This is a genomic window from Immundisolibacter sp. (assembly GCF_041601295.1).
In the GTDB taxonomy this organism is placed as follows: Bacteria; Pseudomonadota; Gammaproteobacteria; order Immundisolibacterales; family Immundisolibacteraceae; genus Immundisolibacter.
The window spans coordinates 16,476-42,551 of sequence record NZ_JBFIII010000009.1; the positions used below are offsets into that span (position 1 = coordinate 16,476).

At 64.1% G+C, this 26,076-nt stretch carries 25 protein-coding genes; 13 read left to right on the forward strand and 12 right to left on the reverse strand.

The annotated features are described in order from the left end of the window. The first annotated feature begins 24 nt into the window (after nucleotides 1–24). Nucleotides 25–1,497 carry an aminomethyl-transferring glycine dehydrogenase subunit GcvPB gene (gcvPB, locus tag ABZF37_RS02250; RefSeq protein ID WP_372716361.1) on the forward strand — a complete coding sequence of 491 codons (1,473 nt, stop codon included), beginning with the start codon at nucleotides 25–27 and terminating at the stop codon, nucleotides 1,495–1,497. Between the two features lie 4 nt (nucleotides 1,498–1,501). After that, on the forward strand, nucleotides 1,502–2,434 hold the full coding sequence (locus ABZF37_RS02255; protein ID WP_372716311.1) for a carbohydrate kinase family protein: 933 nt from the start codon (nucleotides 1,502–1,504) through the stop codon (nucleotides 2,432–2,434). A 9-nt stretch (nucleotides 2,435–2,443) separates the two neighbouring features. On the opposite strand, the gene ABZF37_RS02260 is transcribed toward ABZF37_RS02255, so the two are convergent. From ABZF37_RS02260 to ABZF37_RS02285, 6 genes are all read right to left on the reverse strand, one after another. Further along, complete coding sequence (locus ABZF37_RS02260; protein WP_372716313.1) at nucleotides 2,444–3,178, reverse strand: 16S rRNA (uracil(1498)-N(3))-methyltransferase; 735 nt, start codon at nucleotides 3,176–3,178, stop codon at nucleotides 2,444–2,446. 10 nt (nucleotides 3,179–3,188) lie between these two features. After that, nucleotides 3,189–3,959: a 16S rRNA (adenine(1518)-N(6)/adenine(1519)-N(6))-dimethyltransferase RsmA gene (gene rsmA / locus ABZF37_RS02265; RefSeq protein ID WP_372716315.1), complete on the reverse strand. Its 771-nt coding sequence runs from the start codon at nucleotides 3,957–3,959 to the stop codon at nucleotides 3,189–3,191. Beyond that, nucleotides 3,956–4,948, reverse strand: coding sequence for a 4-hydroxythreonine-4-phosphate dehydrogenase PdxA (gene pdxA / locus ABZF37_RS02270; protein WP_372716317.1), 993 nt, complete (start codon nucleotides 4,946–4,948; stop codon nucleotides 3,956–3,958). The genes rsmA and pdxA overlap by 4 nt, the downstream gene beginning before the upstream one ends. 6 nt (nucleotides 4,949–4,954) lie before the next feature. Continuing rightward, nucleotides 4,955–6,217: a peptidylprolyl isomerase gene (locus ABZF37_RS02275; RefSeq protein WP_372716319.1), complete on the reverse strand. Its 1,263-nt coding sequence runs from the start codon at nucleotides 6,215–6,217 to the stop codon at nucleotides 4,955–4,957. A 23-nt stretch (nucleotides 6,218–6,240) separates the two neighbouring features. Then, nucleotides 6,241–8,442: an LPS-assembly protein LptD gene (locus ABZF37_RS02280; protein WP_372716321.1), complete on the reverse strand. Its 2,202-nt coding sequence runs from the start codon at nucleotides 8,440–8,442 to the stop codon at nucleotides 6,241–6,243. 232 nt (nucleotides 8,443–8,674) lie between these two features. Next, a complete protein-coding gene (locus ABZF37_RS02285; protein ID WP_372716323.1) occupies nucleotides 8,675–9,343 on the reverse strand; it encodes an HAD family hydrolase in 669 nt (222 codons plus the stop codon). 153 nt (nucleotides 9,344–9,496) lie between these two features. On the opposite strand from ABZF37_RS02285, the gene ABZF37_RS02290 reads away from it, so the two are divergent. From ABZF37_RS02290 to ABZF37_RS02315, 6 genes are all read left to right on the forward strand, one after another. Next, nucleotides 9,497–10,012, forward strand: a complete 516-nt coding sequence (locus ABZF37_RS02290; RefSeq protein WP_372716325.1) for an RNA pyrophosphohydrolase — start codon at nucleotides 9,497–9,499, stop codon at nucleotides 10,010–10,012. Between the two features lie 23 nt (nucleotides 10,013–10,035). Continuing rightward, on the forward strand, nucleotides 10,036–11,037 hold the full coding sequence (locus ABZF37_RS02295; protein ID WP_372716327.1) for a uroporphyrinogen-III C-methyltransferase: 1,002 nt from the start codon (nucleotides 10,036–10,038) through the stop codon (nucleotides 11,035–11,037). Then, the gene (locus tag ABZF37_RS02300; protein ID WP_372716329.1) at nucleotides 11,034–12,296 is read left to right on the forward strand and encodes a heme biosynthesis protein HemY; all 1,263 of its coding nucleotides are present in this window, start codon (nucleotides 11,034–11,036) and stop codon (nucleotides 12,294–12,296) included. Before ABZF37_RS02295 ends, ABZF37_RS02300 begins: the two co-directional genes overlap by 4 nt. A gap of 6 nt (nucleotides 12,297–12,302) precedes the next feature. Next, complete coding sequence (locus ABZF37_RS02305) at nucleotides 12,303–13,571, forward strand: HlyC/CorC family transporter (RefSeq protein WP_372716331.1); 1,269 nt, start codon at nucleotides 12,303–12,305, stop codon at nucleotides 13,569–13,571. A 172-nt stretch (nucleotides 13,572–13,743) separates the two neighbouring features. Then, on the forward strand, nucleotides 13,744–14,226 hold the full coding sequence (locus tag ABZF37_RS02310; RefSeq protein ID WP_372716333.1) for a glutathione peroxidase: 483 nt from the start codon (nucleotides 13,744–13,746) through the stop codon (nucleotides 14,224–14,226). Nucleotides 14,227–14,280: 54 nt separating this feature from the next. Next, nucleotides 14,281–14,736, forward strand: coding sequence for a DUF3237 domain-containing protein (locus tag ABZF37_RS02315; protein ID WP_372716335.1), 456 nt, complete (start codon nucleotides 14,281–14,283; stop codon nucleotides 14,734–14,736). Between the two features lie 7 nt (nucleotides 14,737–14,743). On the opposite strand, the gene ABZF37_RS02320 is transcribed toward ABZF37_RS02315, so the two are convergent. Continuing rightward, entirely contained in the window at nucleotides 14,744–16,453 is a 1,710-nt protein-coding gene (locus ABZF37_RS02320; protein WP_372716337.1) for an FAD-dependent oxidoreductase, read from the reverse strand. Between the two features lie 135 nt (nucleotides 16,454–16,588). Between ABZF37_RS02320 and ABZF37_RS02325 the strand changes: the two genes are divergently transcribed. The 4 genes from ABZF37_RS02325 (at nucleotide 16,589) to ABZF37_RS02340 (ending at nucleotide 20,084) form a co-directional block, all read left to right on the forward strand. Next, a complete protein-coding gene (locus ABZF37_RS02325) occupies nucleotides 16,589–17,950 on the forward strand; it encodes an aromatic ring-hydroxylating dioxygenase subunit alpha (protein ID WP_372716339.1) in 1,362 nt (453 codons plus the stop codon). Between the two features lie 15 nt (nucleotides 17,951–17,965). Next, nucleotides 17,966–18,541 (forward strand): 3-phenylpropionate/cinnamic acid dioxygenase subunit beta, encoded by a 576-nt coding sequence (locus ABZF37_RS02330; RefSeq protein WP_372716341.1) that lies wholly within the window; start codon nucleotides 17,966–17,968, stop codon nucleotides 18,539–18,541. Nucleotides 18,542–18,616: 75 nt separating this feature from the next. Then, nucleotides 18,617–18,982, forward strand: a complete 366-nt coding sequence (locus tag ABZF37_RS02335) for a putative quinol monooxygenase (RefSeq protein WP_372716343.1) — start codon at nucleotides 18,617–18,619, stop codon at nucleotides 18,980–18,982. Nucleotides 18,983–19,001: 19 nt separating this feature from the next. Further along, on the forward strand, nucleotides 19,002–20,084 hold the full coding sequence (locus ABZF37_RS02340) for a VOC family protein (RefSeq protein WP_372716345.1): 1,083 nt from the start codon (nucleotides 19,002–19,004) through the stop codon (nucleotides 20,082–20,084). Between the two features lie 72 nt (nucleotides 20,085–20,156). On the opposite strand, the gene ABZF37_RS02345 is transcribed toward ABZF37_RS02340, so the two are convergent. The 5 genes from ABZF37_RS02345 to ABZF37_RS02365 all read right to left on the reverse strand — a co-directional run bounded on the left by ABZF37_RS02345 (nucleotide 20,157) and on the right by ABZF37_RS02365 (nucleotide 25,563). Beyond that, nucleotides 20,157–21,077 carry a hypothetical protein gene (locus tag ABZF37_RS02345; protein WP_372716347.1) on the reverse strand — a complete coding sequence of 307 codons (921 nt, stop codon included), beginning with the start codon at nucleotides 21,075–21,077 and terminating at the stop codon, nucleotides 20,157–20,159. Between the two features lie 8 nt (nucleotides 21,078–21,085). Continuing rightward, nucleotides 21,086–21,421 (reverse strand): cytochrome c, encoded by a 336-nt coding sequence (locus ABZF37_RS02350; RefSeq protein WP_372716349.1) that lies wholly within the window; start codon nucleotides 21,419–21,421, stop codon nucleotides 21,086–21,088. Next, nucleotides 21,418–23,130 carry a PQQ-dependent dehydrogenase, methanol/ethanol family gene (locus ABZF37_RS02355; RefSeq protein ID WP_372716351.1) on the reverse strand — a complete coding sequence of 571 codons (1,713 nt, stop codon included), beginning with the start codon at nucleotides 23,128–23,130 and terminating at the stop codon, nucleotides 21,418–21,420. Before ABZF37_RS02355 ends, ABZF37_RS02350 begins: the two co-directional genes overlap by 4 nt. A gap of 156 nt (nucleotides 23,131–23,286) precedes the next feature. Further along, nucleotides 23,287–24,075, reverse strand: a complete 789-nt coding sequence (locus ABZF37_RS02360) for a glutathione S-transferase family protein (RefSeq protein WP_372716353.1) — start codon at nucleotides 24,073–24,075, stop codon at nucleotides 23,287–23,289. Between the two features lie 36 nt (nucleotides 24,076–24,111). Then, on the reverse strand, nucleotides 24,112–25,563 hold the full coding sequence (locus ABZF37_RS02365; protein WP_372716355.1) for an NAD-dependent succinate-semialdehyde dehydrogenase: 1,452 nt from the start codon (nucleotides 25,561–25,563) through the stop codon (nucleotides 24,112–24,114). A gap of 100 nt (nucleotides 25,564–25,663) precedes the next feature. On the opposite strand from ABZF37_RS02365, the gene ABZF37_RS02370 reads away from it, so the two are divergent. Next, a partial coding sequence (locus tag ABZF37_RS02370; RefSeq protein ID WP_372716357.1) for a thiamine pyrophosphate-dependent enzyme occupies nucleotides 25,664–26,076 on the forward strand: 413 nt, incomplete at its 3' end.

Sequence of the window (26,076 nt, forward strand, 5' to 3'; positions counted from 1 at the left end):
CACCATCAGTTCGCAGCCACGCCGATGTTGATCTTCGACCAGTCACGCCCAGGCCGCGCCAACGGTTCGCAGCTGGCTTACGCGAGCGCTCCCGACGACCTGCCAGCGTCTCTGCTGCGGGCCTGTCCGCCGCCGCTGCCGGAGGTTTCCGAACTTCAGGCCGTGCGGCACTACACGCGTTTATCGCAGAAAAATTTCTCCATCGACACGCACTTCTACCCGCTCGGCTCCTGCACCATGAAGTACAACCCGCGGGCGGCCAACGAGTTGGCGCTGCGTCCGGTGCTGCGTGACCGCCACCCGCTGGCACCGGAGGCCACGGGCCAGGGTTTTCTGGGCTGCCTATGGGAGCTGCAGGACATCCTCGCCACCGTGACCGGCATGGCCGGCGTATCCCTGACGCCGCTGGCGGGAGCGCAAGGCGAACTGGCCGGTATCGCCATGATCGAGGCTTACCACCGGACCCGCGGCGATCACGCGCGACGCGAGATTCTGGTGCCCGACGCAGCGCACGGCACCAACCCCGCATCGGCCGTGATGTGCGGTTATGAGGTACGGGAAATCCCCACCGGCGCCGATGGCGACGTGGACCTCAATGCCTTGCGCGCCGCCGTTGGACCACAGACTGCCGGCCTGATGCTGACCAACCCTTCAACCCTGGGCGTGTTCGAGCGGCAAATCCTCGACATCCAGCGTGTAGTGCACGAAGCGGGCGGCCTGCTTTACTACGATGGCGCCAACCTGAACGCCATCCTCGGCCACGCCAGACCAGGCGACATGGGCTTCGACGTGGTCCATCTGAATCTGCACAAGACATTTGCAACGCCGCATGGTGGCGGGGGGCCGGGCGCAGGCCCGGTTGGCGTGAGCAAGCGCCTGCTGCCGTTTCTGCCGGTACCGATGGTGGCACGCGAGGGCGAACGCTACCGCTGGTTGAGCGAGGCTGACCGGCCGCAGAGCATCGGCCGCCTGTCCGCCTTTGCCGGTAACGCCGGCATTCTGATCCGGGCCTGGGTGTACGTGCGCCTGCTCGGGCGCGCGGGGCTGCGTCGGGTGGCCGATTTTGCCACCCTGAACGCGGCCTACCTGCAGGCGCGGCTGCGTGATGCGGGGTTCGATCTGGCGTTCCCGACGCGGCGCGCCAGCCACGAGTTCATCCTCACCCTGCGCCGACAAAAACAGAGCCTCGGCGTGAGCGCGCTTGACGTTGCCAAGCGCCTGCTCGATTACGGCTACCACGCACCGACGGTTTACTTTCCACTGCTCGTTCCTGAATGCCTGCTGATCGAACCGACCGAAACCGAGGCACTGGATATGCTGGACGGTTTCGTGGCGGCACTGATCGGCATCGCCCAGGAAGCGCGCGAGCAGCCGGAACTGCTGCACGCGGCGCCGCATACCTTGCCAGTACAGCGTCTGGATGAGGTGCGTGCCGCGCGTCAGCCGGACCTTGCCTGGCGCCCGGCCGTGATGGCCGCAACCTCGACCGGCGGATAACGCAGTGCGGGCATTGATCTGTGGCTCCATGGCCTACGACACCATCATGGTGTTCCAGGACCGCTTCAAGAACCATATCCTGCCGGATCAGGTACACATCCTTAACGTGTCGTTCCTGGTGCCGCAGATGCGCCGTGAGTTCGGCGGCTGCGCCGGCAATATCGCCTATAACCTCTCGCTGCTGGGCAGCGAGCCGCTGCCGATGGCCACCGTGGGCGAGGACTTTGGCCCCTACCAGGACTGGCTGGACAAGCACCGCATAGATCGTCGCCATATCACCCAAGTGGCGGGCAGCTTTACCGGTCAGGCGTTCATCACGACCGATCTGGACGACAACCAGATCACCGCTTTTCACCCCGGCGCCATGAGCGAATCGCACCGCAACTCGCTGGCTGACGTGGACGAAGTCGACATCGGCATCGTGGCCCCGGATGGCCGCGATGGCATGCTGCTGCACTCACGCGAGTTTGCCGAGGCGGGGGTGCCGTTCATCTTCGATCCCGGTCAGGGTCTGCCCATGTTCGACAAGGCAGAACTGCTGACCTTCATCGACGAGGCAACCTGGATCACCGTCAACGATTACGAGATCGAGCTGCTCCAGTCGCGCACGGAACTGTCCGCTGGCGACATTGCCAAACGGGTCGAGGCACTGATTGTCACGCGCGGCGGCAAAGGCTCGAACATCTATACCGGCGGTCACCGCATTGACATCCCGGCGGTCAAAACGGCCGCCGTCAACGACCCCACGGGCTGCGGCGATGCCTACCGGGCTGGCCTGCTGCATGGGTTGATGCACGAACTCGACTGGCCAATTACCGGCCGTGTCGCCTCGCTGATGGGCGCCATCAAGATCGAGCAGCACGGCACGCAGAATCACTATTTCACGCGCGAGGCCTTCGAGCAACGCTTCGTGGCCGAGTTTGGCCACGGTTTTTGATCCAGCCGGTCAGGCGCCCAGGTCCCCTGCCAGCGCCTGCAGCAAGGTCAGCGCCACCAGGGCAGCGGTTTCGGTCCTGAGCACCCGCGGCCCCATGCGGACCGCCCGGTAGCCGGCGGCCTGCGCCGCTTCCCTTTCGTGGGGGGCAAGCCCGCCTTCAGGTCCAATCAGCACGCTGACCGGGCCAGTGAGCGGGCCAACCTGCGTCAACGCCCGTGCCGCCCGCGGGTCGAGTAAAAAGGCCGTTCCCGGCAGCGCGTGGGTGAGGTGCTCAGCCAGCGTGCAGGGCGCCATTAACGTCGGCACGCGCGTGCGCCCGCTCTGTTCGCAGGCTGCCAAAATCACCCCCCGCCAGTGCGCCAGGCGCCGCTGCTCGCGCTCGCCGTGCAAGCGCAGTACCGTGCGCTCGGTCACCACCGGCACCACCGCCTGCACGCCTAACTCCACGGCCTTTTGCAGCGTGTAGTCCATACGCTCACCGCGCGAAATACCCTGCACCAGGCACAACGAAAGGGTGGACTCGACCCGATCGGGCGTGTGCTCGCCCACCTGCGCCACCAGCGCGCCGCCGACGCCACGCGCCAGTTCTGCCGCGTACTCCCCGCCAAGGCCGTCAAACAGGCACAGATCATCGCCAGCGCGCAGGCGCAGCACTTTGGCTGCGTGCTCCATCGCCCGGCGGTCGAGCGTCACCTCGCTCCCACTTGCCAGAGGCTGGTCCACATAAAGACGCGGGATGCGCACCGGTCCTAGCTCAGGCGTCCGCCAAGCGCACGAAATCGGCGACTGACAACCGCTCCGGACGTAAGGCGGGATCAACCGCCGCCGCTGCGAACTGCGGCTCATCCACCACACCGGCGAGGCTGTTGCGCAAGGTCTTGCGGCGCTGGGAAAAAGCGCGCTGCACCACCTCCGCGAAACGTTTTTCATCGCCAGCCGGATAGGGCAATTGTCGGTAAGGCGTCAACTCGACCATTCGCGAGTGCACCTTGGGCGCGGGCGAGAATGCACCCGGCGGCACCACAAATAGCGCCTCCACCCGACACGCGTACTGAATCATCACCGACAGCCGACCGTAGTCTGTATCACCCGGTGCGGCGGCCATGCGATCCACCACCTCGCGCTGTAGCATGAACAGCATGTAGGCAATGGCTGAGCGCTGGCTGAGCAAGTGAAACAACAGCGGTGTCGAAATGTTGTACGGCAGATTACCGAACACCCGCAGCGGGGCGCCTGGCACGGTCAGGCTGGTGAAATCAAACCGCAACGCGTCGGCACTGAGCAGCCGCAGCCCGGCATGCGTGGCAAAGCGAGTCGCCAGCTTGGCCGCCAGATCGCGGTCCAGTTCAATCGCGGTCAAGGTACCGGCGCGTTCGAGCACCGGGGCGGTCAGGGCGCCATGCCCGGGACCGATCTCGACCAAGGTCTCGCCAGGCTCAGGCGCCAGAGTCGCCACGATATGGGCAATGATGCCGGGGCTTTGAAGAAAATTCTGCCCGAAGCGCTTCCTTGCGACCGGAATCATTCGTGACCGGCAACGAGTGAGGCCGCCTGCGCTACGGCTGCCCGCAGGCTTCCACTGTCGGCCCGGCCGCTGCCGGCAAGATCATAGGCGGTGCCATGATCGACCGAAGTGCGAATGATCGGCAGGCCCAGGGTGACGTTTACCGCTTGCCCAAAGCCGGCGTATTTGAGCACTGGCAGGCCCTGGTCGTGGTACATGGCGAGCACGGCGTCAAATCGCGTCAGGCGTTCGGGAGTAAACACTGTATCCGCCGGCAGTGGGCCGGTCAGGTCCAGCCCCTCGGCCCGCGCTGCGGCAATGGCCGGCTCGATCAAGTCGATCTCCTCGCGCCCCAGGTAACCGCGCTCGCCAGCGTGGGGATTCAGCCCACACACCGCGATACGCGGGCGTTTGAGTCCAAACCTTCGATGCAGATCGTGGTTCAGAATCCGCAGCGTGCCTATCAAACCATCGATGCTGAGCGCCTCGGCCACGTCCCGCAACGGCAAATGCGTCGTCGCCAGGGCCACCCGCAACTGTCCCGCCACCAGCATCATCACGACCTGCGGGCAAGCGACGCGGGCGGCCAGATATTCCGTATGGCCGCTGAACCGGATACCGGCGTCGCAAATCACGCCCTTGTCGAGTGGTGCCGTCACCAGGGCATCGAAGCGGCCTGCCAGGCAGCCATCGATGCCGCGGTCAAGGCCATCCAGAACAGCCCGTGCATTAGCGGGTTCAGGTCGTCCGGGCTGCACCGGGCGCGGCAGGCGAACCGGCCAAACCCGGGCGGACCCGGGCGCAGCAAGACTCGGGACCTGCGTCGGGTCAAACACCTCAAACCGCACCGGGAGCTCAAGCGCCGCCGCCCGTGCCGCCAGCATGTCGGCGTCGCCGATCAGGGTGATTTCGACGTTGGGTAGCGAAGGCAGACGCACCAGGTCAAGGCAAATGTCCGGGCCGATACCGGCCGGCTCGCCGACGTTAAGCGCCAGGCGAATCATGCGCATGCGCCTTTAAAGGTGCAGTTCCACGTATGCCTCGTCGCGCAAGCGCTGTAACCAGCTCTGGGTCATTTCCTCGGCCTTGCGTGCGCGCAGCGTGTCGCGGGCATGCGCGCGACGGTAGTTTTCGGTATCGTCGTGCTGGCGCCGGGCCAGCACGCGCATCAAGTGGTAGCCAAAATTGGACGCCACCGGTTCACTCAGTTGTCCCAGCGGCAGATTCCGCATGGCAGTCCCGAACGCCGGCACCACCTGTTGGCTAGTCACCCACCCCAGATCGCCGCCGTTTACCGCCGACGCGGGATCGTCCGAATGGCTGCGCGCCAGGTCATGAAAATTCTCCCCGGCCAGAATGCGCTGGCGCAACGACTGGATACGCGCCAGCGCCTCTTCCTCGCGCCCCGACTCGGTCTTGATCAGGATGTGCTCGACATGGGTCTGCTCCACCACATGCCGGCCACCGGTCGCGTCGGACTCCAGCAATTTCAGGATATGGACACCATTGGAGCTGGGAATGAGCGCACTCACGCCTTGCAATGGCAAATCACGCACGGCATCCAGAAAGGGTGGCGGTAACTCATCGGCGTTGCGCCAGCCAAGGTCGCCCCCCTCCAGCGCCTGCTGGCCCCGCGACACCGTTACTGCCATCTGGCCGAAGTCCGCCCCGGCCAGCAACTCCTCACGCACCTGACGTGCTTTTTTCAGAGTACTGCGCTGCTGCTCCGGGGTTGGGTTGGGCGGCAGGGCGATCAGGATGTGCGCCAGGTGATAGCGGCTGGCCGCCGTCGCGCCACCTTCGGCCAAGAACCGCTCAACCTCGGCATCGGACACGCCAATGCGGGCGATGACTTCCTTCTGCCGCAACTGGGTAATCCGCATCTCGATGCGGACTTCCTCACGGAACTCCTCGAAATCGCCACCGTCAGCGACAATCGCCTCGCGCATCTGCGCCAACGACAACTTGTTGCGGGCGGCGATGTTCTCCAGCGCAAAGTTCAGCTCGTCGTCACCAATGTTGACGCCGGCGAGTTCGGCCAGCTGTAGCTGCAGGCGGCGAGCCACCAAATGCTCAAGTACCTGGCGCTCGAATTCGCGCATGGGTGGCGCCGCTGTACCGCGCTGACGCAGGTCCGCCAGAATGCGCTGCACCTCGTGTTGGAGCTCGCTGGCGACGATCACGTCCTTGTTCACGACCGCCACCACCCGATCGAGGTTGGCTGCGAGCCCTGCAAAAGGCAACGCGGCACTGAACAAAATGGCGAGCAGTCGTTTCACGTCAGGTGTTATCCACAGGGGAATCAGAAGCCAGCGGCATCACGGCGATAGCCGAACACACCTTCCGTGATCAGGTCCTCGACCTTGTTACCCACGTTGGTCAAGCCCTTTAGCTCAAGTTCGAACAAGATGGCGTTGGTGGTTCCGCCACTCAGATTACGCACGTAGCGACGGGTAACCACTCGCGCACCCCAGCAACAGCTCTCGTAGCCCAGGCCAAGGAAACTCTCGATGACTTTGGCCTCGGGCAGGGAGTAGTACGACCGGCCCACCACCTGCCAGTTGCGGCCCAGCGGGATGACGCCGGACACATCAAGCTGCTCCAGGTTGTCCACCTGCCCCGGCGCGGACAGGTCAGGCAGCTCGCGGCGCATGCGATAGGACGCGTTCAGAAGCATGCCACCGGCTGGACGGTAGTAGAGACCGACCACGGAACGCTGCGTGCTGCCGCTGTCGGGATCCCACTCCATATCGCCGCGCGCGGTCAGCGCCCGGGTCAACCGCGCCCACAGCTCTCCGACAAAAGCCGACTGACCGTCGTCAGCCGCTGCCATCGGCAACAAGTCCACCTGGCGATCCCGGAAATAATAAATCTGGCCCAGGCTGGCGCGCATCATCTCGACGCCGCTGGTGGCGCTCAAAAAACGACTGGTTACCGCCGCCGTGACCTGGTTGGCGTCACCCTGCCGATCCGGCCCTGAGAAGCGGTTGCTGCGAAACATCGACTCGAATCTGAAATCGCTATCGCCAGTATCAAACAGGGGGATGTCGTCCTGATTGCGCCGCGGTGCATACAGATAAAAAAGTCGTGGTTCAAGCGTCTGTTGCGCTGCCAGGCCCCACAGGTCGACATCGCGCTCAAAAAACAGGCCGCTGTCCACGCTCAGGATCGGCAACGCCCGGCTGGGTGCGTCATCCAGGCCCGGCAGCTGATGATTCAGCTGATACTGGGTATAACGAAAACCTAATCGTGGCTCGACCCGAAACGCCGCCCGCTCCCATGGCAGGCTGATACTCGGATACAGGTCCAGCCGCGTGCCATCCACCAAATCCGGGTGGTCGTAGGTGGTGTACTCGCTATCCAGCGCGTAACTCAGGCCGCCGGGGGCGAAACCCGAGGTGTTGAAGGCTAACTGTGGCAACCGTCGATACGGGCGGCTACCGGACAGGGTCTGATAGGTTTCGACCTGGCCCCTTACGCGCCAGTTGTCACCGTTGTAGCTGGTGGTGGCAAGGCGCTGCAAATGGGTGGTACTGACGTCCGTGAGACCGCGGCCAAAGTCCTCGAAATAAGCTTCGTCCGATACCCGGTTATAGGTCAGGTAGTGCGTCCAACGGGGGGTGATGACCCCACTCTGGCTCATGAACAATGCATCACGGCTACGCCCTGCCACGCCATCTGACGGCAGGAAAGTGCCATTCAGCTCCCCCGCTACACCGCTGAACAGATAGCGGCCACCTGCCTCCATCATCAAACCCCGCTTGCTCATATAGCGCGGCGCGATGGTGGCGTCGTAATTCGGACCCAGGTTCAGGTAGTACGGAGCGCGCAGCTCGAATCCGGTTTCATCGGTACTGCCGGCACTCGGGGCGAGGAACCCGGATTTGCGTTTGTCCGACAGCGGAAAACTGAAATACGGACTGTAGAAGATCGGCACGCCCTTGAAATCCAGCACCACATTGCGTGCTACGCCTTGCCCGGCGTCAAAATCAAGGTCGATCTGAGATGAGCGCACAGCCCAATCGCGTTTGCCCGGCGGACAGGTTGTATAGAAGGCGCCTTCCAGGCCATGGCGGCTTGAGTCCCGGCGGATGATGCGGGTGGCCCGGCCACGGGCCCGCTTCTCGCGCAAGGCGTAGCTGGCGTTCTCGATCGTGCCCTGGTCGGAGCCGATGTTGTAGTTAAGGCTGCTGCCTTCGAGCATCATTCGGCTGTCGCCGAATACCACGGCGCCGGCCGCGCCCACCGCCTGGGTATCCCGGTTGAAGGTGACCTCGTCGGCGTTCAGCTGACGGTCTCCCTTGACCACGGCCGCCTGGCCACGCAACACGATGTCACCAGAAGGCTGGGTCTCGGATCTCGTGGCCACGACGTAAATGGGCTGACCACTGGCCTTGGCACGGGCGGCGACCGCCGGATCCGGCCCGATGAACTCGAAGGCGCTGCCGCACTGGGCGTCGCTGGGCTGGCGTACCGAAGCCTCGCCCGGAGCAATCAGACACAAAACGACGCTCGCAACGGGGAGCGTCCGACCCAGCTTCGCAACCAGAAAACGCGGGTACTTACGCAACACTAAGGGGCCCAGGGCTCAGGCTGAAAAACACGCCCCGCAGGGCGCGAATCGCTGTAATACGGGAGTTCGGCCAACACAGCACGTGAACCAGGCCGCTGCCTGCGCAAGCCGCAGAGATGATAGCAGACTTGTCGTATCGATCCGGCGGACATTGCAGGCCTCCTCAGCTCGCCACACGCAGGCTTATCTGGCGCCAGCCACGTTCACTGGCGACCGTGGCCAACGCTGGGTCGGCGTCGACCACGCACGGCACGTCGGCTCGCTCCAGCAAAGGCAAGTCGTTATGTGAGTCGCTGTAGAAGTACAGGTAAGCGCCGACATAGCCGTAGCGAGCCTGCCAGCGCTCAAGACACGCCACCTTGCCGTCCCGAAAACACGGTGGCTCCAAAGCGCGGCCAGTAAAACTGCCCGCTTCCAATTCGGGCTCGGTGGCGATCAGTGCCGGCACGCCCAACAGAGCCGCAATCGGTCCGGTAATAAAACGGTTAGTGGCCGTGATGATGACCGGCAGGTGGCCTTTGCGGCGATGGCTTTCCAGCAGCGCCCCAGCGCCTGGCGCTATGCGCGGGACGATCCACTCGCCGATAAAGAACTCGCGCAACTGGAACAACTGCGACATGGGCAGGTCACGTAGCGGGCGCAGCGCAAAGGCGAGAAACTCGTGGATGTCCAGCTCGCCGGCCTTGTAGAGTTCGTAATAGCGCGCGTTTTCGACCTCATAAGCCGGCCCGTCCACCAACCCGACATCTGCCAGATAGCGACCCCACAAATAATCGCTGTCGTCCGTCAACAAGGTGTTATCCAGGTCAAACAAGGCAAGCGTACGCGGCATCAAGGGCTATTCCGGCGGCGGGTCGGTGTTAACATCCGAAGCCAGTTTACCGTGCGACGGTACGCGTCCTGAAGGCGGCCCGCACCAGGTTCACTACGAGACCCCGATGGCTTCTGACGATGCCCGTGCCTGTGTTTTTGCAAGGATCGCACCATGATTGATGCGGAAGGCTTTCGAGCAAACGTCGGCATCGTCCTGGTGAATCATGCTGGCCAGGTATTCTGGGCTCGGCGCATCGGCCAAAACGCATGGCAATTCCCTCAGGGCGGCATCAAGCAACACGAGCAGCCGGAACAGGCCTTGTTCCGCGAGCTGCATGAAGAAGTGGGACTTGCACCGGATGAGGTGGAACTGCTCGGCAGCACGAGCGGCTGGCTGCGTTACCTGATCCCACGCCGGTATCTGCGGCGTGATCGCCCCCCTTGCATTGGCCAGAAGCAACTGTGGTACCTCCTGCGCCTGAGCGCCAACGAAGATCGTATCCGGCTCGACGCCTCGGGCCTGCCTGAGTTCGACGCCTGGCGCTGGGTGGATTACTGGACGCCGCTGGAACACATCGTCAACTTCAAGCGCGAGGTCTACCGCCATGCGCTCGAAGAACTGGTCAGTCTCTTGCCGCAGCCCGCGCAAGCTAGCGCCTCCCGCGCAACCCGCCTCAACGGCGGGTAACCGAAATAACCAAATTTGCTCCTGTGCCGACCGACACCACTACAAAACCCGAAGCATCCGCTACGCCCGGCGATGTTGCCGAAGCCCGACCAAAACCGAAATCCGGCCGGCGTGCCGGCTGGTTCATTCTTGCCCTGCTGCTGGTGCTCGGCCTGGCCAGCGCTGTGGTCGCCGTCTGGCGACCGTTACAGGTAACACTGACAACGCAAGCAGCCACTCAAGCACGCTTGACCAGTCAGCTTGAGGCTCTCAGTACCTGGCAAGCAACCGCCAGTGACGACCTGTCAGCACTCGAAGGTCGCAGCCGGGGACTTGCTGCCCGCATCAACCAGTTAGGGCCGGAGCGCCTCACCCAATGGGCACTGGCCGAGGCTGACTACCTGCTACGTACCGCGCAGCGGGCGGCGCAGCTCGATTACGACCCCGCCCGGGCCGCGCTGGCGCTTGATCTGGCAAATGCCACCCTGGCGCCGGTGTCAGGCAGTGACAGCTTGCGAGCCAGCATCGATGCGTTACGCGCCCAACTGCGTTCATTGACGATTCCGGACACCAGCGCATTGGCGGAGGAACTCGCCCAGGCAACCAAGATATTGCAGACGGCGCCGCTGCGCGAACCCGGCGTGTTGCCCAGTGAAGCCCGCCCCCCTGGCTGGCGGGGCGCGTTGCAGCATGCGTGGCAACAACTCGGCGATGTCATTGTGCTGCAGCGGGTAGGGAGTCCAGTCCAGCCGCTTCTGCGTCCCCAGGAAGCACAATATCTGCGCCAGCAGTTCGCTCTGAAGCTGGCTTCCGCTGAATATGCCCTGCGGCGACGGGACACCACCGCCGCACAAAGCGACCTTGGCGATCTTGAAGCCTGGGCCTCGGCGTACCTGGATACCAGCGAGCCTGCCGTCGCGGATGCGCTGGCCACGGTGCGGCGTCTGGCGGGTCTGGAACTGCGCCCGCCGCTGCCCGATCTGTCCGGCCCACAGGAACAACTCGCCACCCTGCGCCGCACAACGGCAGCAGACCGCCTCCCATGAGGCGATTGTTTTGGCTGCTGCTGGCGGCCTCGGCCGGAGTGCTTGCCGCGAGCAAATTGGCTGGGCAGCCGGGGTACCTGCTGCTGGCCTGGTCCGACTGGCGGCTGGAAATCCGCAGCCTGCTGCTGGCGCTGGTATTGCTACTGGTCCTGTTTGGCGTGCTGCACTGGCTACTTGGCAGCACCTACCGCACCCGCCAGGCCTTGGCGCGGCGGCGCCTGACACGCCAGATGCGCCGACGTCAGCAGGCGGAAGCCGATCTTTCGGCCGGCCTGCTGGCGCTGCTGGAAGGCAACTACCCACAGGCGCAAAAAACACTCCAGCGAGGGCGGCGGGCGGCCGGCGCGCCCGAACTGCATGCCCTGGCGCTTGCCCATCTGGCGCAACTGCGCGGCGACAACCTGTCGCGCGAGCGTGAATATGCGGCGGCCCGCGCCGCCGCGCCCGCAGCCGGCATGGCCATTGCCTGGCTGCAGGCCAGCGCCCAGCTGGCGGCTGGCGACGCGGTTGGGGCCACTGCCACCTTGCACGCCCTGGGTGGTCATAACAGTCCACGCCTGCTGCAACTCGAAGCCGAACTTGCCCGCCAGCGTGGCGATTGGCAAGTCCTCGGGGAGACCATCCCGCGCCTGCGGCGGGCCGGTGTAATCGACGCCACGGAAGCCAACCGCCAGGAGCTTGCCTGCGCCAGCCAGCAGTTGGCCGGCAGCGAAGTACCGGATCTGCTGTGGCCACAGCTGCCGCGCCGAGTGCGTCGCGAAAGCTCGGTGCAACTGGCGTACGCCAAAGCCCTGCGCCGCGCCGGCCGCCAGGACGCCGCTCAGGAAGCCCTGGTCGGGCTTTTGAACAGCGACTGGCAGGGCGCAGCGGTCACCGAGTTCGGCCATTTTTCTGGCAATGAGATCGAGCGCGAACTTGCGCGCGCCGAGCACTGGCTTGCGAAGCACCCGAAAGATCCTGAGTTGCTGCTGGCCCTCGGCCGACTGGCCCTGCGCGCCCGGCAATGGGCGCGGGCGCAGGCGTATTTCGAAAGCAGCCTGTTGCTCAAGCCAGACATACAAGGCCACCTCGAACTTGCCGAACTGCTTCACAATACCGGCCAGGCCGAAGCTGCTGCAGAGCACTATCGGTCCGGTCTTCGCCTGGCCGTGATGCCACCCGGCGAGCGACCGGCGCAGCCCGACCCACGAAACTTCTCCTTGACAGCCGGGGCGCCGGCTGTCGATGATCAGACCGTCTTTATGCTACCGAAGGTCTAGTTTCGTTTGGACGAAGTACCCCTGGCACTGCTGTTTGCGGTGCTGGTTTTGATGCTGGCGCTATCCGCGCTGTTCTCGGGCAGCGAAACCGCCCTGATGGCGATCAATCGCTACCGCCTGCGACACCTTGCGCGCGTGGGCCATCCCGGAGCGCGCCGGGTCGAGGAGTTGCTGCGGCAACCCGACCGATTGATCAGTCTGGTCCTCCTCGGCAACAACTTCGTCAACGTGCTTGCCTCGTCGATCGCCACGCTGATTGCCTTGCGCCTGTGGGGAGAGGCCGGCATCGCGATCGGCGCGGTACTGCTCACAATCACCCTTCTGATCTTCTCCGAGGTAACGCCCAAGACGCTCGCCGCACTGCACCCGGAACGGCTCGCATTCATCGCCGGCTACTATTTGTCGGCCCTGATGGCCGTCCTGCTGCCGCTGGTGCTGGTGGTCAACTTCTTCTCCACCGGGTTGTTGCGCCTTCTGGGGGTGCATACCCAGAACAATGGCGAAAACCCGCTCACCCGCGACGAACTCAAGACCTTGCTGTTCGAAGCCGGCCATCACTTCGCGCCGCGTCACCGCGGTATGCTGCTGCGCCTGCTTGACCTGGAAAGCGTGGTGGTGGAAGACGTCATGGCGCCCCGCGGCGAGGTCCGTTATCTGGACCTCGACGATCCCTGGCCGGACCTGCTGGGGCAAATGATCAACAGCTCGCACACTCGCATGCCGGTGTGCCGAGGTTCGCTTGACAAGGTACTGGGCGTGCTGCACCTGCGCCGGGTAACGCATCTGCTTGCCGACGGCAAGTTCGACCACGAGCGCCTGCAAACGCTGTTGGACGAACCCTATTACGTCCCGGAAGGCACTTCCCTGACGCAGCAGCTGCTGCAATTTCAGGCCAACCGCGAGCGCTTTGCGCTGGTCGTCAACGAGTACGGGGATACCGTTGGTCTGATTGTCCTGGAGGACATTCTGGGCGAGATCATCGGCAAATTCTCGGACACCCCGACCGCCACCATGAGCGATGTACACCCGCAGCCGGACGGCTCATGCCTGGTAGCCGGTAGCGCCAGCGTGCGCGAACTGAACCGCAGCATGGGGTGGGATTTGCCTCTCACCGAAGCCAAGACCCTCAATGGCGCCATCCTTGAGCACCTGGAAAACATCCCCACGCCGGCGACCAGCCTGTTGCTGGGCGGCTATCCTGTGGAAATTGTCCAGACCCAGGGCAACGTCGTTAAGGTCGCGCGCATCGGGGTCAAACTGAAGCGCAGCGCCTGAAGCGCCGCTTCGCTCCGGCAGTTTCTGGCCACACCCTGATTCCGTCCGGTTGTTGCCAGTTCCGGCGCTGCAAGTCGGCCCAACGTGGTTGAATAGCCGGCGTGCCCACCGGGGCCGGTACCGCTCGCGGCACTGACCAGTGCAACTGAACAACCCGCTAGGAGAAACCACGATGGCCGACATTTACAAGGTCGAAGCGAAACAGTTGGACGGCGCCGCCGTAAAGCTGGACCAGTTCAACGGCAAGGCACTGCTGATCGTCAACACGGCGAGCAAGTGCGGCTTTACCCCGCAGTACGAGGCGCTTGAACAGGTGTACCGCAAATTCAAGGATCGCGGCTTAGAGATTCTGGGCTTTCCCTGCAACCAGTTCGGCAAACAGGAGCCCGGCGATGCACAGGAAATCGCCACCTTCTGCAGCACCCGCTACAACGTCAGCTTTCCCATGTTCGAGAAAATCGAGGTCAACGGCGATGGCGCCCACCCCCTGTATCGGCTGCTCAAGGCGCAGGCGCCTGGCGTGCTTGGCAGCGAGCGCATCAAATGGAATTTCACCAAGTTCCTGGTGGGACGCGACGGGCAAGTGCTCAAACGCTACGCACCAGCCACCAAACCGGAAAAAATCGAGTCCGACATTGAAGCAGCGCTGGGCTGATCACGCGTGACCAGACGTTAGCCCTGCAGCGGCGACCAACCCGGACGGAATGATATGAAACTGACCGCGCTGATGCGCTTCAACGTCGCCGTCGCCGCGCCAATCGAGGTCGGACCCACACCGACCGGGCTGCGCATGGTGGCCAACATCACGGGCGGGGCGTTCGATGGCGAGCGCCTGACCGGGCGCATCCACGCCAGCGGCGCCGACTGGATACTGGTCGATCAGACCGGCATGGGCCGGGTTGACGTAAGAATCGTTCTGGAAACCCATGACGGCGCGAATATCTACGTCACCTACGGCGGGCTTCTGGAGCTGAACGAGCGCTTCGGCCAGGCGACGGCAAGTGGCGGCGAAACCCGTATCGGCGAACTGTACCTGATGACCCATTTACGCTTCGAGACCGGGGATCCCCGGTACCAATGGCTCAACCAGCTCCTGGCCGTGGGTGAGGGCCGCGTGGTCCCCGGCGGTATCGAGTACCAGGTCTACGAGCTACAGCACGGTTGAAACGCGCCTACGCCGGCCCCTCGGCAGGGATCTTGCCGGCCGCCGCCAGGGCAGCGACGTACCCAAAGGTCATCGAAGGCCCGATCGTGGCCCCCGGACCGGGATATGAATGCCCCATGACCGAGGCCATGCTATTGCCGGTCGCCCACAGGCCCTGGATCACCCCGCCGTCCTGATCCAGTACCTGCGCCAACGCGTTGGTCACCAGACCGCCGCGGGTGCCGATGTCGCCGGGGTAAAGCTTTACGGCGTAAAACGGCGGCTTGATCAGCGGCGCCAGGTTCGGGTTGCGAAAGTGCGGGTCGCCGAAAATGCGGTCGTAGGCGCTCTCACCGCGGTGGAACTCCGGATCGACACCGCTTTCGGCGTAGGCGTTGAACTTGCGCACCGATGCCAGCAGCCGGTCGCCCGGCACGCCGATTTGCTGCGCCAGTGCCTGCAAAGTCGGCGCCTTGAAAAAATCCTCGTGTTCGAAGAACTTCCTGGGCAGGGGCAGTGCCGGCATCGCAAGGCCCAACATGTACGAATTGCGGTTGGTGCGGTCCAGGATGATCCAGCACGGCACATGCGATACGCCGCCGCTGTTATGCAGTTCGTGAATGCGGTGGACCACGTCCGAGTACGGCGCCGCCTCGTTCACGAAGCGCTCGCCCTGGCTGTTCACCACCATGGCGCCGGGTGTTGAGCGCTCGGTGACACTGAAGTTCGGATAGCGCTGGCCACCGATCTGGCTGACTGGCCCCCACCAGGCATCCTCCATCAGATCCAGACGCGCACCGGCCGCGTGACCGGCGCGGATGCCATCACCGGTGTCGCTCTCAACCGCGATCGACCACGCCGCCTGCGACGGCTGCGGGTGGTATTGATCGCGCATGGCCTGGTTATGGGCAAAACCGCCAGCGGCCAGCAGCACGCCGCGCGTGGCCCGGTAGCGGCGCGGCTTGAAATTGCGTGTCACTTCCACGCCAAGCACGCGGCCGTCTTCCTGGATCAGCCGCGCGAGCGCCGTATTGCGTTCGACCGGTACGCCGGCGCGCAGCACCGAGTAATACAGCCGCCCTGCGACGCCCTGCCCCATGGTCAGCATGGCCTTTCGGGTCAAGATGTTGCGGGTTGTGTCATACATCGTTTTCAGCAGCTGGCGGCGACCGCTCCAATGCCTGCGCATGCCACCCATGATCTGCGCCGCGCGCAGGCTGATTGAGGTGTAGCGCACGCCGGGCATTACCGGCGGGCGCAGGTATCTGAAATTCGACCCGAGCTGGTGGCCATCGAAGGGCACCGGCTCCAGAGCACGGCCATCGGCAAAGCCGCCCGGTGCTTCCGGGTAGTAATCCGAATAGCCCTTGCTCCACTCGAACTGCATCGCGCTGTGGTCGCGCAGAAACCGAATCATTTCAGGCCCGTATTTCAGGTAGGCCTGTTGCAAGGCGGGCGGCGTGCGGTCACCCACCGTGGCGGCCATGTAGGTCCTGGCCAGGTCTTCGCTGTCCGGCAGGCCGCCTTCGAGCGCAAGGTAGTTATTCGGAATCCATACGCAGCCGCCAGAGCGGGCAGTGCTACCCCCGACGTACGCCGATTTCTCTATGATCAGGCTGCGCAAGCCGTGGTGATGGGCGGTCAGCGCCGAGGTCATACCACCACCCCCGCTGCCAACCACGATCCAGTCGAACTCCTCATCCCACGCGACCGTTGGCCGGGCGTCACGATCGGTCATCGGTAGCTTCCCTCCTTACTGCAGCAGTTCGCCACCGAGGTCACCGCGCAAATTGACACCCCAGTTCGCTGGCCCCTACCATCGCTGAACGCTCGTAAAGGATAATGCAGCGACTGGACTGGAAGGAGGAGAAGCATGGACGTTTCACAATGGATCGATCCGGACCGCGGCCTGATTCGTGGCGAGATTTTTCACAGCCAGGAAGTCTACGCGCAGGAGCTTGAGCAGGTTTTCGCCCGTTCCTGGATATTCCTGGCGCACGACGCCATGCTGCCGCAACCGGGCGACTTCATCCAGAACTATATCGGCGAGGATCCGGTACTGGTGGTGCGCCAGCCGGACGGGACCGTCAAAGCGTTCCTCAACCAGTGCCGTCACCGCGGCATGCGCCTGTGCAGGGCGGACACCGGCAACGCACGCAATTTCATGTGCTCGTTCCACGGCTGGAATTACGGCCTCGACGGCCGCGTGATCAACATCCCGCACGGCGAGGAAATCTACAACGCCGAAGACCGTGAGCAATTCCGCGCCACCGAGGTAAGGCTCGCGAATTACAAAGGCTTCATTTTCGGCACCTGGGACACCACCGCTCCGGAGTTCGAGGAGTATCTGGGCGATTTCGCGTGGTACTTCGACGCCTACATCGACCGCTACGAAGGTGGTCTCGAAATCGTCGGCCTACACAAATGGGTGTTACCCGCCAACTGGAAATTCAATGCGGAGCAGCCGACTTCGGACATGTATCACGGCGAGGTATCCCACGCATCGGCGTTCCAGGTGATGATGCCCACTCCCGTGGACGCCAACAGCCCCCCGCCTGACTGGGCCATGAGCCAACTCGGGCAACTGGCCAGCCCGGCGGGCTTTCAGTTCGTGTCCCCCTATGGCCACGGCACTGGCTGGTTTGCTGGCGGCATGCCGGTCATGAACGAGACCATCTACCGCTGGCAGGAGGCCACCAAGGACCAGGTCGCGGCGCGTCTGGGACCACAACGGGTTACGGCGCATGGGCACGCCAACATTTTTCCGAACTTCATGATGCTCAGTAATTACACGTTCCGCGTCACCCACCCACGCGGCCCGAACGAGATGGAAATCTGGGCCTGGTCGATGGCACCGGTAGCGGCACCGGCCGAGGTCAAGGAGGCGATCCGCCTGGATCTGCTGCGCACCTTCAGTCCCGCCGGAATGTTCGAGCAGGACGACGCCGTCAACTGGGAAGAGGAACAGCGCATCCTGCGCGGCTACATGGCGCGCAAGGTTCCACTCATCTACAAGCAAATGCTGGGGCGCGCGCGTTACGACGCGGACGGCCTGCCAGGGCGCACGGTGCCCCACGTGTACGCTGAAGAAGGTGCCCGTGGCATGTACCGACACTATATCGACATCATGTCGGGCGCGCCCTGGCCGGACCTGGCGCGGCTGAAGCAACGGCGCGAGGACGACGAACGCAGCGCCACTGCGGCGCCGGCAAAACCCGACTCGTTTGCTGCCTGAGCCAGGGGGCCGAACATGAGCGAGCAAGCCAAGGTCGTGCACCTGTTTCAGCGCCAGGAACACCTGGCGCCGGTCAACGTACCCCTGCAGACAGCCTACGACATCGAGCAGTTTCTGTATGCCGAGGCTGAACTGCTGGATGCCTGGCAATTCCATGACTGGCTGGCCCTGATGGCGCCGGACGTTCACTACTGGGCACCAGTGCGTGTGAACCGTCTGGCGCGGGAAATGGATCGCGAGATGTACCCGCCTGGCACGGCGGCGCATTTCGACGAGAACCTGCAAATGCTCGGTGAACGCGTGAACCGCTTGCATACCAACATGGCCTGGTCGGAGACGCCGCCCTCGCGCACGCGACATCTGATCAGCAACGTGCGGGCGCATACCACCGAGCCTGACAACGAATTCGACGTCCAATCGAGTTTTCATGTCTACCGCACCAGCAGCGAGCGACACCAGGATTCTGTCATCGGCAGACGTTTCGACCGCCTACGTCGAGCGGACAGCGTCTATGGATTTCAGATCGTCAGTCGCACGGTGGTGTTCGACATGGCCACTCTGCTGGTCAAGAACCTGAGTCTTTTTTACTGATCCATCCGGGGCGAGCCCCGAGGCGGCACAAGTACAGGGTTCCCCAGTCCACAGAATCCCAAGGAGGAATGACCCATGGCAGGCGTACGCGTCATCGTGACTTTGAATTTTCCGAACCAGGACGCCGCTGACCAGGCGGTCGGCGGCATGGCGCAGGCCTTCAAGCCGGTCCTGCAGGAGCCAGGCGCCCTGCAATACGAACTGTTCCGCAGTGTGGACAACCCGGGACGGGTCATCCTGATGGAGCACTGGGCCAGCCGCGAGCTCTACGACCAGCACTGGCACAAACAGATGCGCGAACAGGGCGCGCCCGACCAGGAACAAGCCCGCGCGCTGAACCCGACTTTCGAGTTCTACGCGCAGGAAAACTACGAACTGGTGGACGGCATCTGGGAGCCGCTGGACCCCGCTGACCGCCTGTCCACCATTCGCTGGGCCTGACACGGCCAGGAGCACCGCGATGAACAAGATACCGACCGATGACCTGATTCATATCGGAGTCGTCGTACAAGACGCCCACGCCAGCGCGCGCAAGTTCGCGCGCATGTATGGCATCGAGGAGTGGGCGGTGACCGACCACACCCCGCAGCGGCTGAGCAAAGCCACCACGCGTGGTCACGCCTCGCCGCAGCATTTCCTCACCGCCACCGGTCAGGCGCAGACGGGCCTTGGGCCGGTCACCATCCGTCTGGTGGAGCCGCGCGGCGGCTGGACCACGTATCAGGAATTCCTGCTCACCAAGGGCGAAGGCATCCATCACATCTGCACCGGCGTGGTCGACAGCGCTCGCATGGCGCAACTGGAGAGCTGGCTCGCCGGGCAGGGCGTGGCAATCGCGCAAAGCGCCGTGTTGCCGGACGGCGTCCGGGAGGTGTGTCTCGATACCCGGGACACCCTGGGGGGGTTTTACGTACAGCTACTGGTGGCCGATGGCGAGCGCCAGACCGAGAAGCCGGACGAGGTCTGGAACCTTGCCGATGCAATTCCCGAGGGCGGCCCACTGCTGCCACTGGGCACATTCCAGATGCACTTCGGCGTGGTGGTGCATGACCTCATGGCCCGCGTCGCGGACTGGTCGCGCCTGTTCGGCCTGGCCGACTGGAACTTCATGAACTGGCGCACTGCCCCCGGCTCACTGGAAAACCCGGAGTATCTGGGCAAACCGGTCGACCATGCCTACTTCACGACGCTGTTCAATTTCACCCCGTTACTCGGCTTCGAGGTCATCCAGCCGACGTTTGGCCCCAGTCACTACAAGGAAAACTACCGCAACCTGGTCGGCGAGGGCATTCACCACGTCAACGCATCAATGCTGCCAGATGCGGCCAGCTGGAAGGCCAACGCCGAACGCCTGGCCAAAGCCGGTATGCCGGTAGTCATGGGCGGCGGTATCGGTGGCGGCTTCGCCAATTTCTATTATGTCGATACAGCCAAGGATCTGGGCTACGTCACAGAGGTGCTGCACCCTGGACCCGAATGGGAAAAGGGGCCGGCCGGCATTCATCCGGTGATGACTGCGGATCTGTCGACCACCGCGCCCTGATCGCCCGGCCGAGAACTTCGCCAGCGCCGACGCGGCGACCAGAGTCGTAACGAGTCCAACGGTCAACCGTTATCAGGAACCGCCGGCAGGCTGCGCAAGCAGGCGCAGCGTGAGCGGCGGCAGGACTTGCGGCTCTCCCGGCATCAGGAAGCGGTAGCCCAGCCGGACGAACTCGGCCTTGATGTCACCCTCGGCCAGCAGGTCGGAAATCGCCTGGTCAAACAAGTCCACCAGGCCACGGCGGGTGTCCAGCGCCACGAAGCCCACGTTCACCTGTAGCGGGTGTTGATAGCCGCCGTCACGCAGGTGGCTGTCCGGGTGCGCTTTTTTATAAGCGTCGAATTGCGGCCCTTCCACCAGCGCGGCCGCACCATGACCTTTTTCGAGCGCGGCCAGTACACCCGCCTGCAGCATCGGCACGTGCACCACGTCCGGACGCAGCACGCCCCCGCCGTGAGCCAGCAGGATGTGATCGGCCAGCGTGTTTTGCCCCGCCAACAGCGGCAGTCCGCGAAGCTCATCAAGGCTGCTCACCGCGCGCTTGCCCTCGGCCGCACCGAGCACCACACGAAAATCGACTGACCGATACGCCGCCGTGTGAATGGGTGTGCCCAGCTTCACGAAACGGCGGCTGCCGTCCGGCAGCACCAGCGGATAGGTGTCGGTCAATGGCACCCGCAAGCCATCGCTCACCAGCGGGAAGCCACCCGCCAGCTGGCATACCCCCGCGGACAGCAGGCCGTTGACCTGCGCCGCCGGGGAACTGTCAGAGTCGTCTTCCACCTCGTACCAGATGATCTCCAGCGGGCGGCCCAGCCAGTCCGCCACCTGCTCCGCAACGGCCATGTCGATGCCGCCGCGCTCTTTTGACGACAGCGGCGGCGGGCCACTTTCCAGGCATACCTTGAGCCCCTGCCCCATGCCGAAAGCCGGCCCGGCAAGCAAGGCCACCGCGCAAATGATGCCGCGCAGCCGGTTTCGATGATCAGTCATGACCTGCCTCATTGCCGCTGTGCCTGCTGCGTCGCTGTTACGTAAGCAAACAATGCGTCGATGTCTTCGTCGGTAAGGATGTCGTCGTGGGCCGGCATGCCGTTCTTGCCGTGCATCACCGACTCATGGAAGCGCTGCGGATCGTCCGGCGGAAACTGACGCAAATCGGCGGCCGCCGCCCCGCTGCTCTGTAATGCCTGGCCATGGCACTGTCGGCACATCTGCAGATAGAGCTGGCCGCCCAGCTCGGCGAGGGCCGGATCGGGCGCCCGCCCGCCGGCCTGTGTGAGACAGCTCCAGGCCAGCGCGACGGCAAGCGCGCCGCGCCACGTCCGGAAGATCAATTGGCGGCGCCTGCGGGTCGCGGCAGGCGGAACACCGTCAGGCTGCCGCCCTTGGGCACCTTGGCGAGCTCCGGATGTGGCAGATACAGCGCCAGCAGCCCACCGATGCCGCTCATAACGGCCACGTACTGCTCGCCATCGAGGTCATAGGTAATGGGTGGACCGATGATTCCGGACCCGGTCTTGTGACTCCACAGCAGCTTACTGGTGCGCGCGTGGTGAGCGACCAGCTCGCCGGTCATCAGCCCGGTGAACACCAGATCGCCGGCCGTGGACAAGGTACCGCCATTGGACGGTGGGTCGTGAGGCACTTCCCATATGCGCTTGCCGGTGAGCGGATCCACCGCCCGCAGGTAACCGAGCGGCTTGCCGTCATCTGGCAGACGAAACGAAAAATCGGCCGCCACGTACATCATGCCGCGCCGCCAGGAGGCGTTCAGCAGCTTGTACTTCATCGACAGCTCGAAACCGTTCAGATACACCAATCCGGTGTTCGGGTTGTACGAGGCCGGCCCCCAGTTCTTGCCACCGATGTTGGATGGCCATACCACTTGCTCCTGACCGGCCAGGACGGCCTGCGCCACCTCGGACAGGATCGGCTTGCCGGTCTTGGGCTCCAGACCGGTCGCCCAGTTCAGCGTGTCGACGAACTGATTGGCCTTGAGCAACTCACCGGTCGCGCGGTCAATCACGTAAAAGAATCCGTTTCGGTTCGCGTTCAAAATGACCTGGCGCGGCTTGCCGTCGATTTGCAGATCGGCCTGGATCAATTCGTTCACGCCGTCGTAATCGAAGGTGTCGTTCGGCGCGTACTGGTAGTGCCAGACCCGCTCGCCGGTTTTGGGCCGCAGCGCCACCACGCTGTCGGTGTACAGGTTGTCGCCGGGACGAACGATGGCATTCCACGGGCCGGGGTTGCCGATGCCCCAGTAGACCAGATCAAGCTTCGGATCGTAGGAGCCCGGCAACCAGGTGGCTCCACCGCCGTGCAGATAGGCGTCCCCTTCCCAGGTCTTGCCACCGGGGTCATCCGGCCCGGCGGTGGTCCAGAAGCGCCACAGCTTCTGGCCGGTAGCCGCGTCGTAACCGTCCAGAAAGCCACGTACGCCCATGTCGCCGCCGGCCACGCCAGCAATGACAACGCCATTGGCGACCAGCGGTGCGCCGGTCATGGTGTAACCATCCTGCCAGTCGGCGGCCTGCACGTTCCAGACTTCCTTGCCGGTCTTCATGTCCAGCGCCAGCACGTGATTGTCCAGCGTCTGACGGATCAGCTTGCCCTCATAGAGCACCGCCCCGCGTGCCACCATGCCGCAGCACACCACGCGAAACATGCGTTTTTCGTAGGTCAGATCGTGCCGCCACAGCGGCTTGCCGGTGCGGGCGTCGAAGGCAAACGTGCTTTTGTGGGTGATGGCGTAGATCACGCCGTCGTGGACCAGTGGCTGGGCTTCCTGGCCGTGGTCGTCGTCAAGGCTGGCGGTCCAGGCCGGCGCGAGATGTTCGACAGTGCTGGCATTGATCTGGTCCAGCGGACTGTAACGGTTCACGTTCAGCCCCATACCGTACGTAACCACGTCCTGGGTATTGACATGATCAGCCAGCAGGTCCGCCTGACCGGGTGCCGCCGCCCAACTGGCGCCGCATACCAGCAGCAAGCCTGCCAGCGACGCGCTTGAAACGTTACCGAACAACTGCGACTCGCTCATGCGAGGTCTCCTCCCTGTATTTCGATGTATCAAACCCGGACGACGATGGATGCTGCCGACCTCCGGGCCTGAACCGATGCCTGCGGATCAGACCAGCCAGCGTTTCCCGTGGCCCACAATCCGCCAGTTCTCAAGACACACAATCGGTCTGGGCTTTCAGGCCGCGAGCAAGGTCTGTAACCTCGGCCATGCCTCGGCGCCACGGCCTTCCAGCCGACTGAGCAAGGCCGGGTCGAGCCCCGACCGGATGCCCTTGTCATACGCAGGGCGTGCGAGGCTGCGCTGCAGCCAGGCGCAGACCCGCGGACGGTGCTCATAAAACGCCTGCCAGCCGAACTGCATCAAGGTCTGGAAATACGGCAATACCGCAAGGTCCGCCAGGGAGTAACTGCCGCCGGCCAACCACTCCCGGTCGGCGAGTGCACGTTCCATGTCCTGAACAGTGTGGTCATACACGTGCACACCATCGGCGACGTCCGGTGCGTCCAGTCCCTGGTGATAAAGCCGGGTCTGGCGTTCGCGGCGGGCCTTGTCCGGCACCCGCGCGATGAGCGCCTCCGCCTGCTCGGGCGATTTTTCCAGCAGCACGGGCCGCATCAGCAGCGTCCACTGCAGGGAGGCCATCGCAGCGTGCAGTTTCTCGTCGACATGTTTCATCCACAGCCGCATTTCAGCCTTCTCCAGCGCACCGTCCGGCCTGAGCCGCATCGCCGGGAAGGCATCTTCCAGATACTCACAGATAACCGATGATTCGATAATCGGCACGCCGTCGTGCACCAGCGTGGGCACCACGCCCTTGGGGTTCAGCCTCAGGTACTCCGGGCGCAGGTTTTCCTTCTGCGCCAGATCCACCTGATGCGCATGCCAGGCTAGCGCTTTCTCTTCCAGCGCCAAACGCACCTTCTGGGCGCAGGGCGACATGGGATGGGTGTACAGCTCCAGCATGGCGATCTCCTCCAGTTCGACCAAAAGTGTCGCGCTTCAGGCTCCTCGCGGCACGGTCTGCGCTTCTGCAAATTCGTAAATACCCTCGGCGCCGCCCTCGCGGCCGAAGCCGGACTGCTTGATACCACCAAACGGCGCTTCTGGCGTCGGGCCAGAGCCGGTGTTCCAGCCGACGTGCTGGAACTGCAGCGCCATGATGGAACGCTGGGCGCGGGCCTCGTCGCGGGTGAACACGTAGGCGGCCAGGCCAAACTCGGTGTCGTTGGCCATGTCCAGCACCTGTGCCTCGGTGTCGAATTCGATCACCGGCACCAGCGGGCCGAAGGTTTCTTCCTTGCAGCAGGCCATATCGTGGGTCACGCCGCGCACCACCGTTGGCGGGTGAAAGCCGCCCCATTCGGTGTCGATCGGCTTGGCGCCGCCGCCGACCAGCAGCGTCGCGCCCTTGGCGATGGCGTCTTCCACGTGATAACGCACCTTCTCGTAGCCGGAGCGGTCCACCAGCGGGCCGATGTCGGTGTCGGCGTCAATGCCGTTGCCGAGTTTCAGCTTGCGCACGCGCGCGACGACTTTCTCCAGGTACGCATCGGCCACGCTGCGCTGCACATAGACCCGGTTGGCGCACACGCAGGTCTGGCCGTTGCCACGGAATTTGCTGGCCATCAGCTGATCCGCCGCGTGATCGAGGTCGGCGTCCTCGTAGACAATGAACGGCGCGTTGCCGCCCAGTTCCAGCGTCAGGCGCTTGACCAGTGGCGCACTTTTTTCGATCAGCTCGCGACCGACCTCGGTGGAACCGGTAAAGCTGACCACCGCCACATCGGGGCTGCTCAGCAGCGCGTCGCCGATCATGCCGGCCGAGCCCATCACCAGATTGGCACGCCCGGCCGGCAGCTTGACCACCTGATCCAGCAGCGTGAACAGGGCCAGCATAGTCAGCGGCGTCTTGGAGGCCGGCTTGATGACGCTGGCGCAGTCGGCGGCGATGGCGGACGACAGCTTCTTGGCGATCATGCCGATCGGGAAGTTCCACGGCACGATCAGGCCCACCACGCCGGCCGGGCGGTACTGCACGGTCCACTCGCAGCCGCGCGGCTTTTCGGCGAGCTTGCGAGGTTTGAGCAGATCCAGATGCTCGGCGCAGTAAGCGAAAAAGCCGGCCGCGTAGTCGGCCTCGCCGGCGCCCTCCTTCCACGGCTTGCCGTGTTCCAGGGTCAGGATGCGGCCGATTTCCTCGCGGTTTTCGCGCAGCGCCTGGGCAATGCCGGTCAGCCACGCATAACGCTGCTCGAAGCTCGACGGCGTGCGCAGTGCCTGTTTGGCAGCCGTGATCGCCGTCAGCACTTCGTCGCGGGCCAGCGACGCCACGTCGGCCAGGTGGTCTCCGGTGGCGGGGTTGATGACACGAAAGGTCTTGCCGGACGCGGCCGGCGTCCAGCGGCCGTCGATGTAGGCGTCCAGATGGGGTAACAGCGGAGAGTCGATCATGATCTGTCCTTGATGGCCGAAGGCGCCCGTCCGGCGCTGAGTGATGTCGATGGCATTATAGGCCGGCCGGTCGTTCGGGCCGGCGGACGAGGAGACCGCGATGGGACAGCACAAGTGGGCAGAGCAGGCCCCGGATGAGGACTTTTTTCGCATCCTGGGGCCGGATGGCAGTCTGGTCGGGGACGCGCCCGATCTTGACGACCCCACGCTGCTGCGCATGTACCGCGCCCTGGTGCAGACCCGCGCCTACGAGACGCACACCATCCGCATGCAGCGGCGCGGCGAACTGAGCGTGACCGCACAGTCCATGTACGAGGAAGCCGTGGGTCTTGGCGCCGCGGCGGCGCTGCGCGAAGGCGACTGGTGTTTTCCGTCCTACCGGCAGTTCGCGGCGCATCTGTACTGGGGCGTGCCGATGGATCGCACGCTGGCCGTCCTGCGCGGCGGCGCGCCCGAGATGGTGGCCGAGCACCTGCCGATGCAGCGCCCGCCGGGCGTCACCTTCACCCCCTA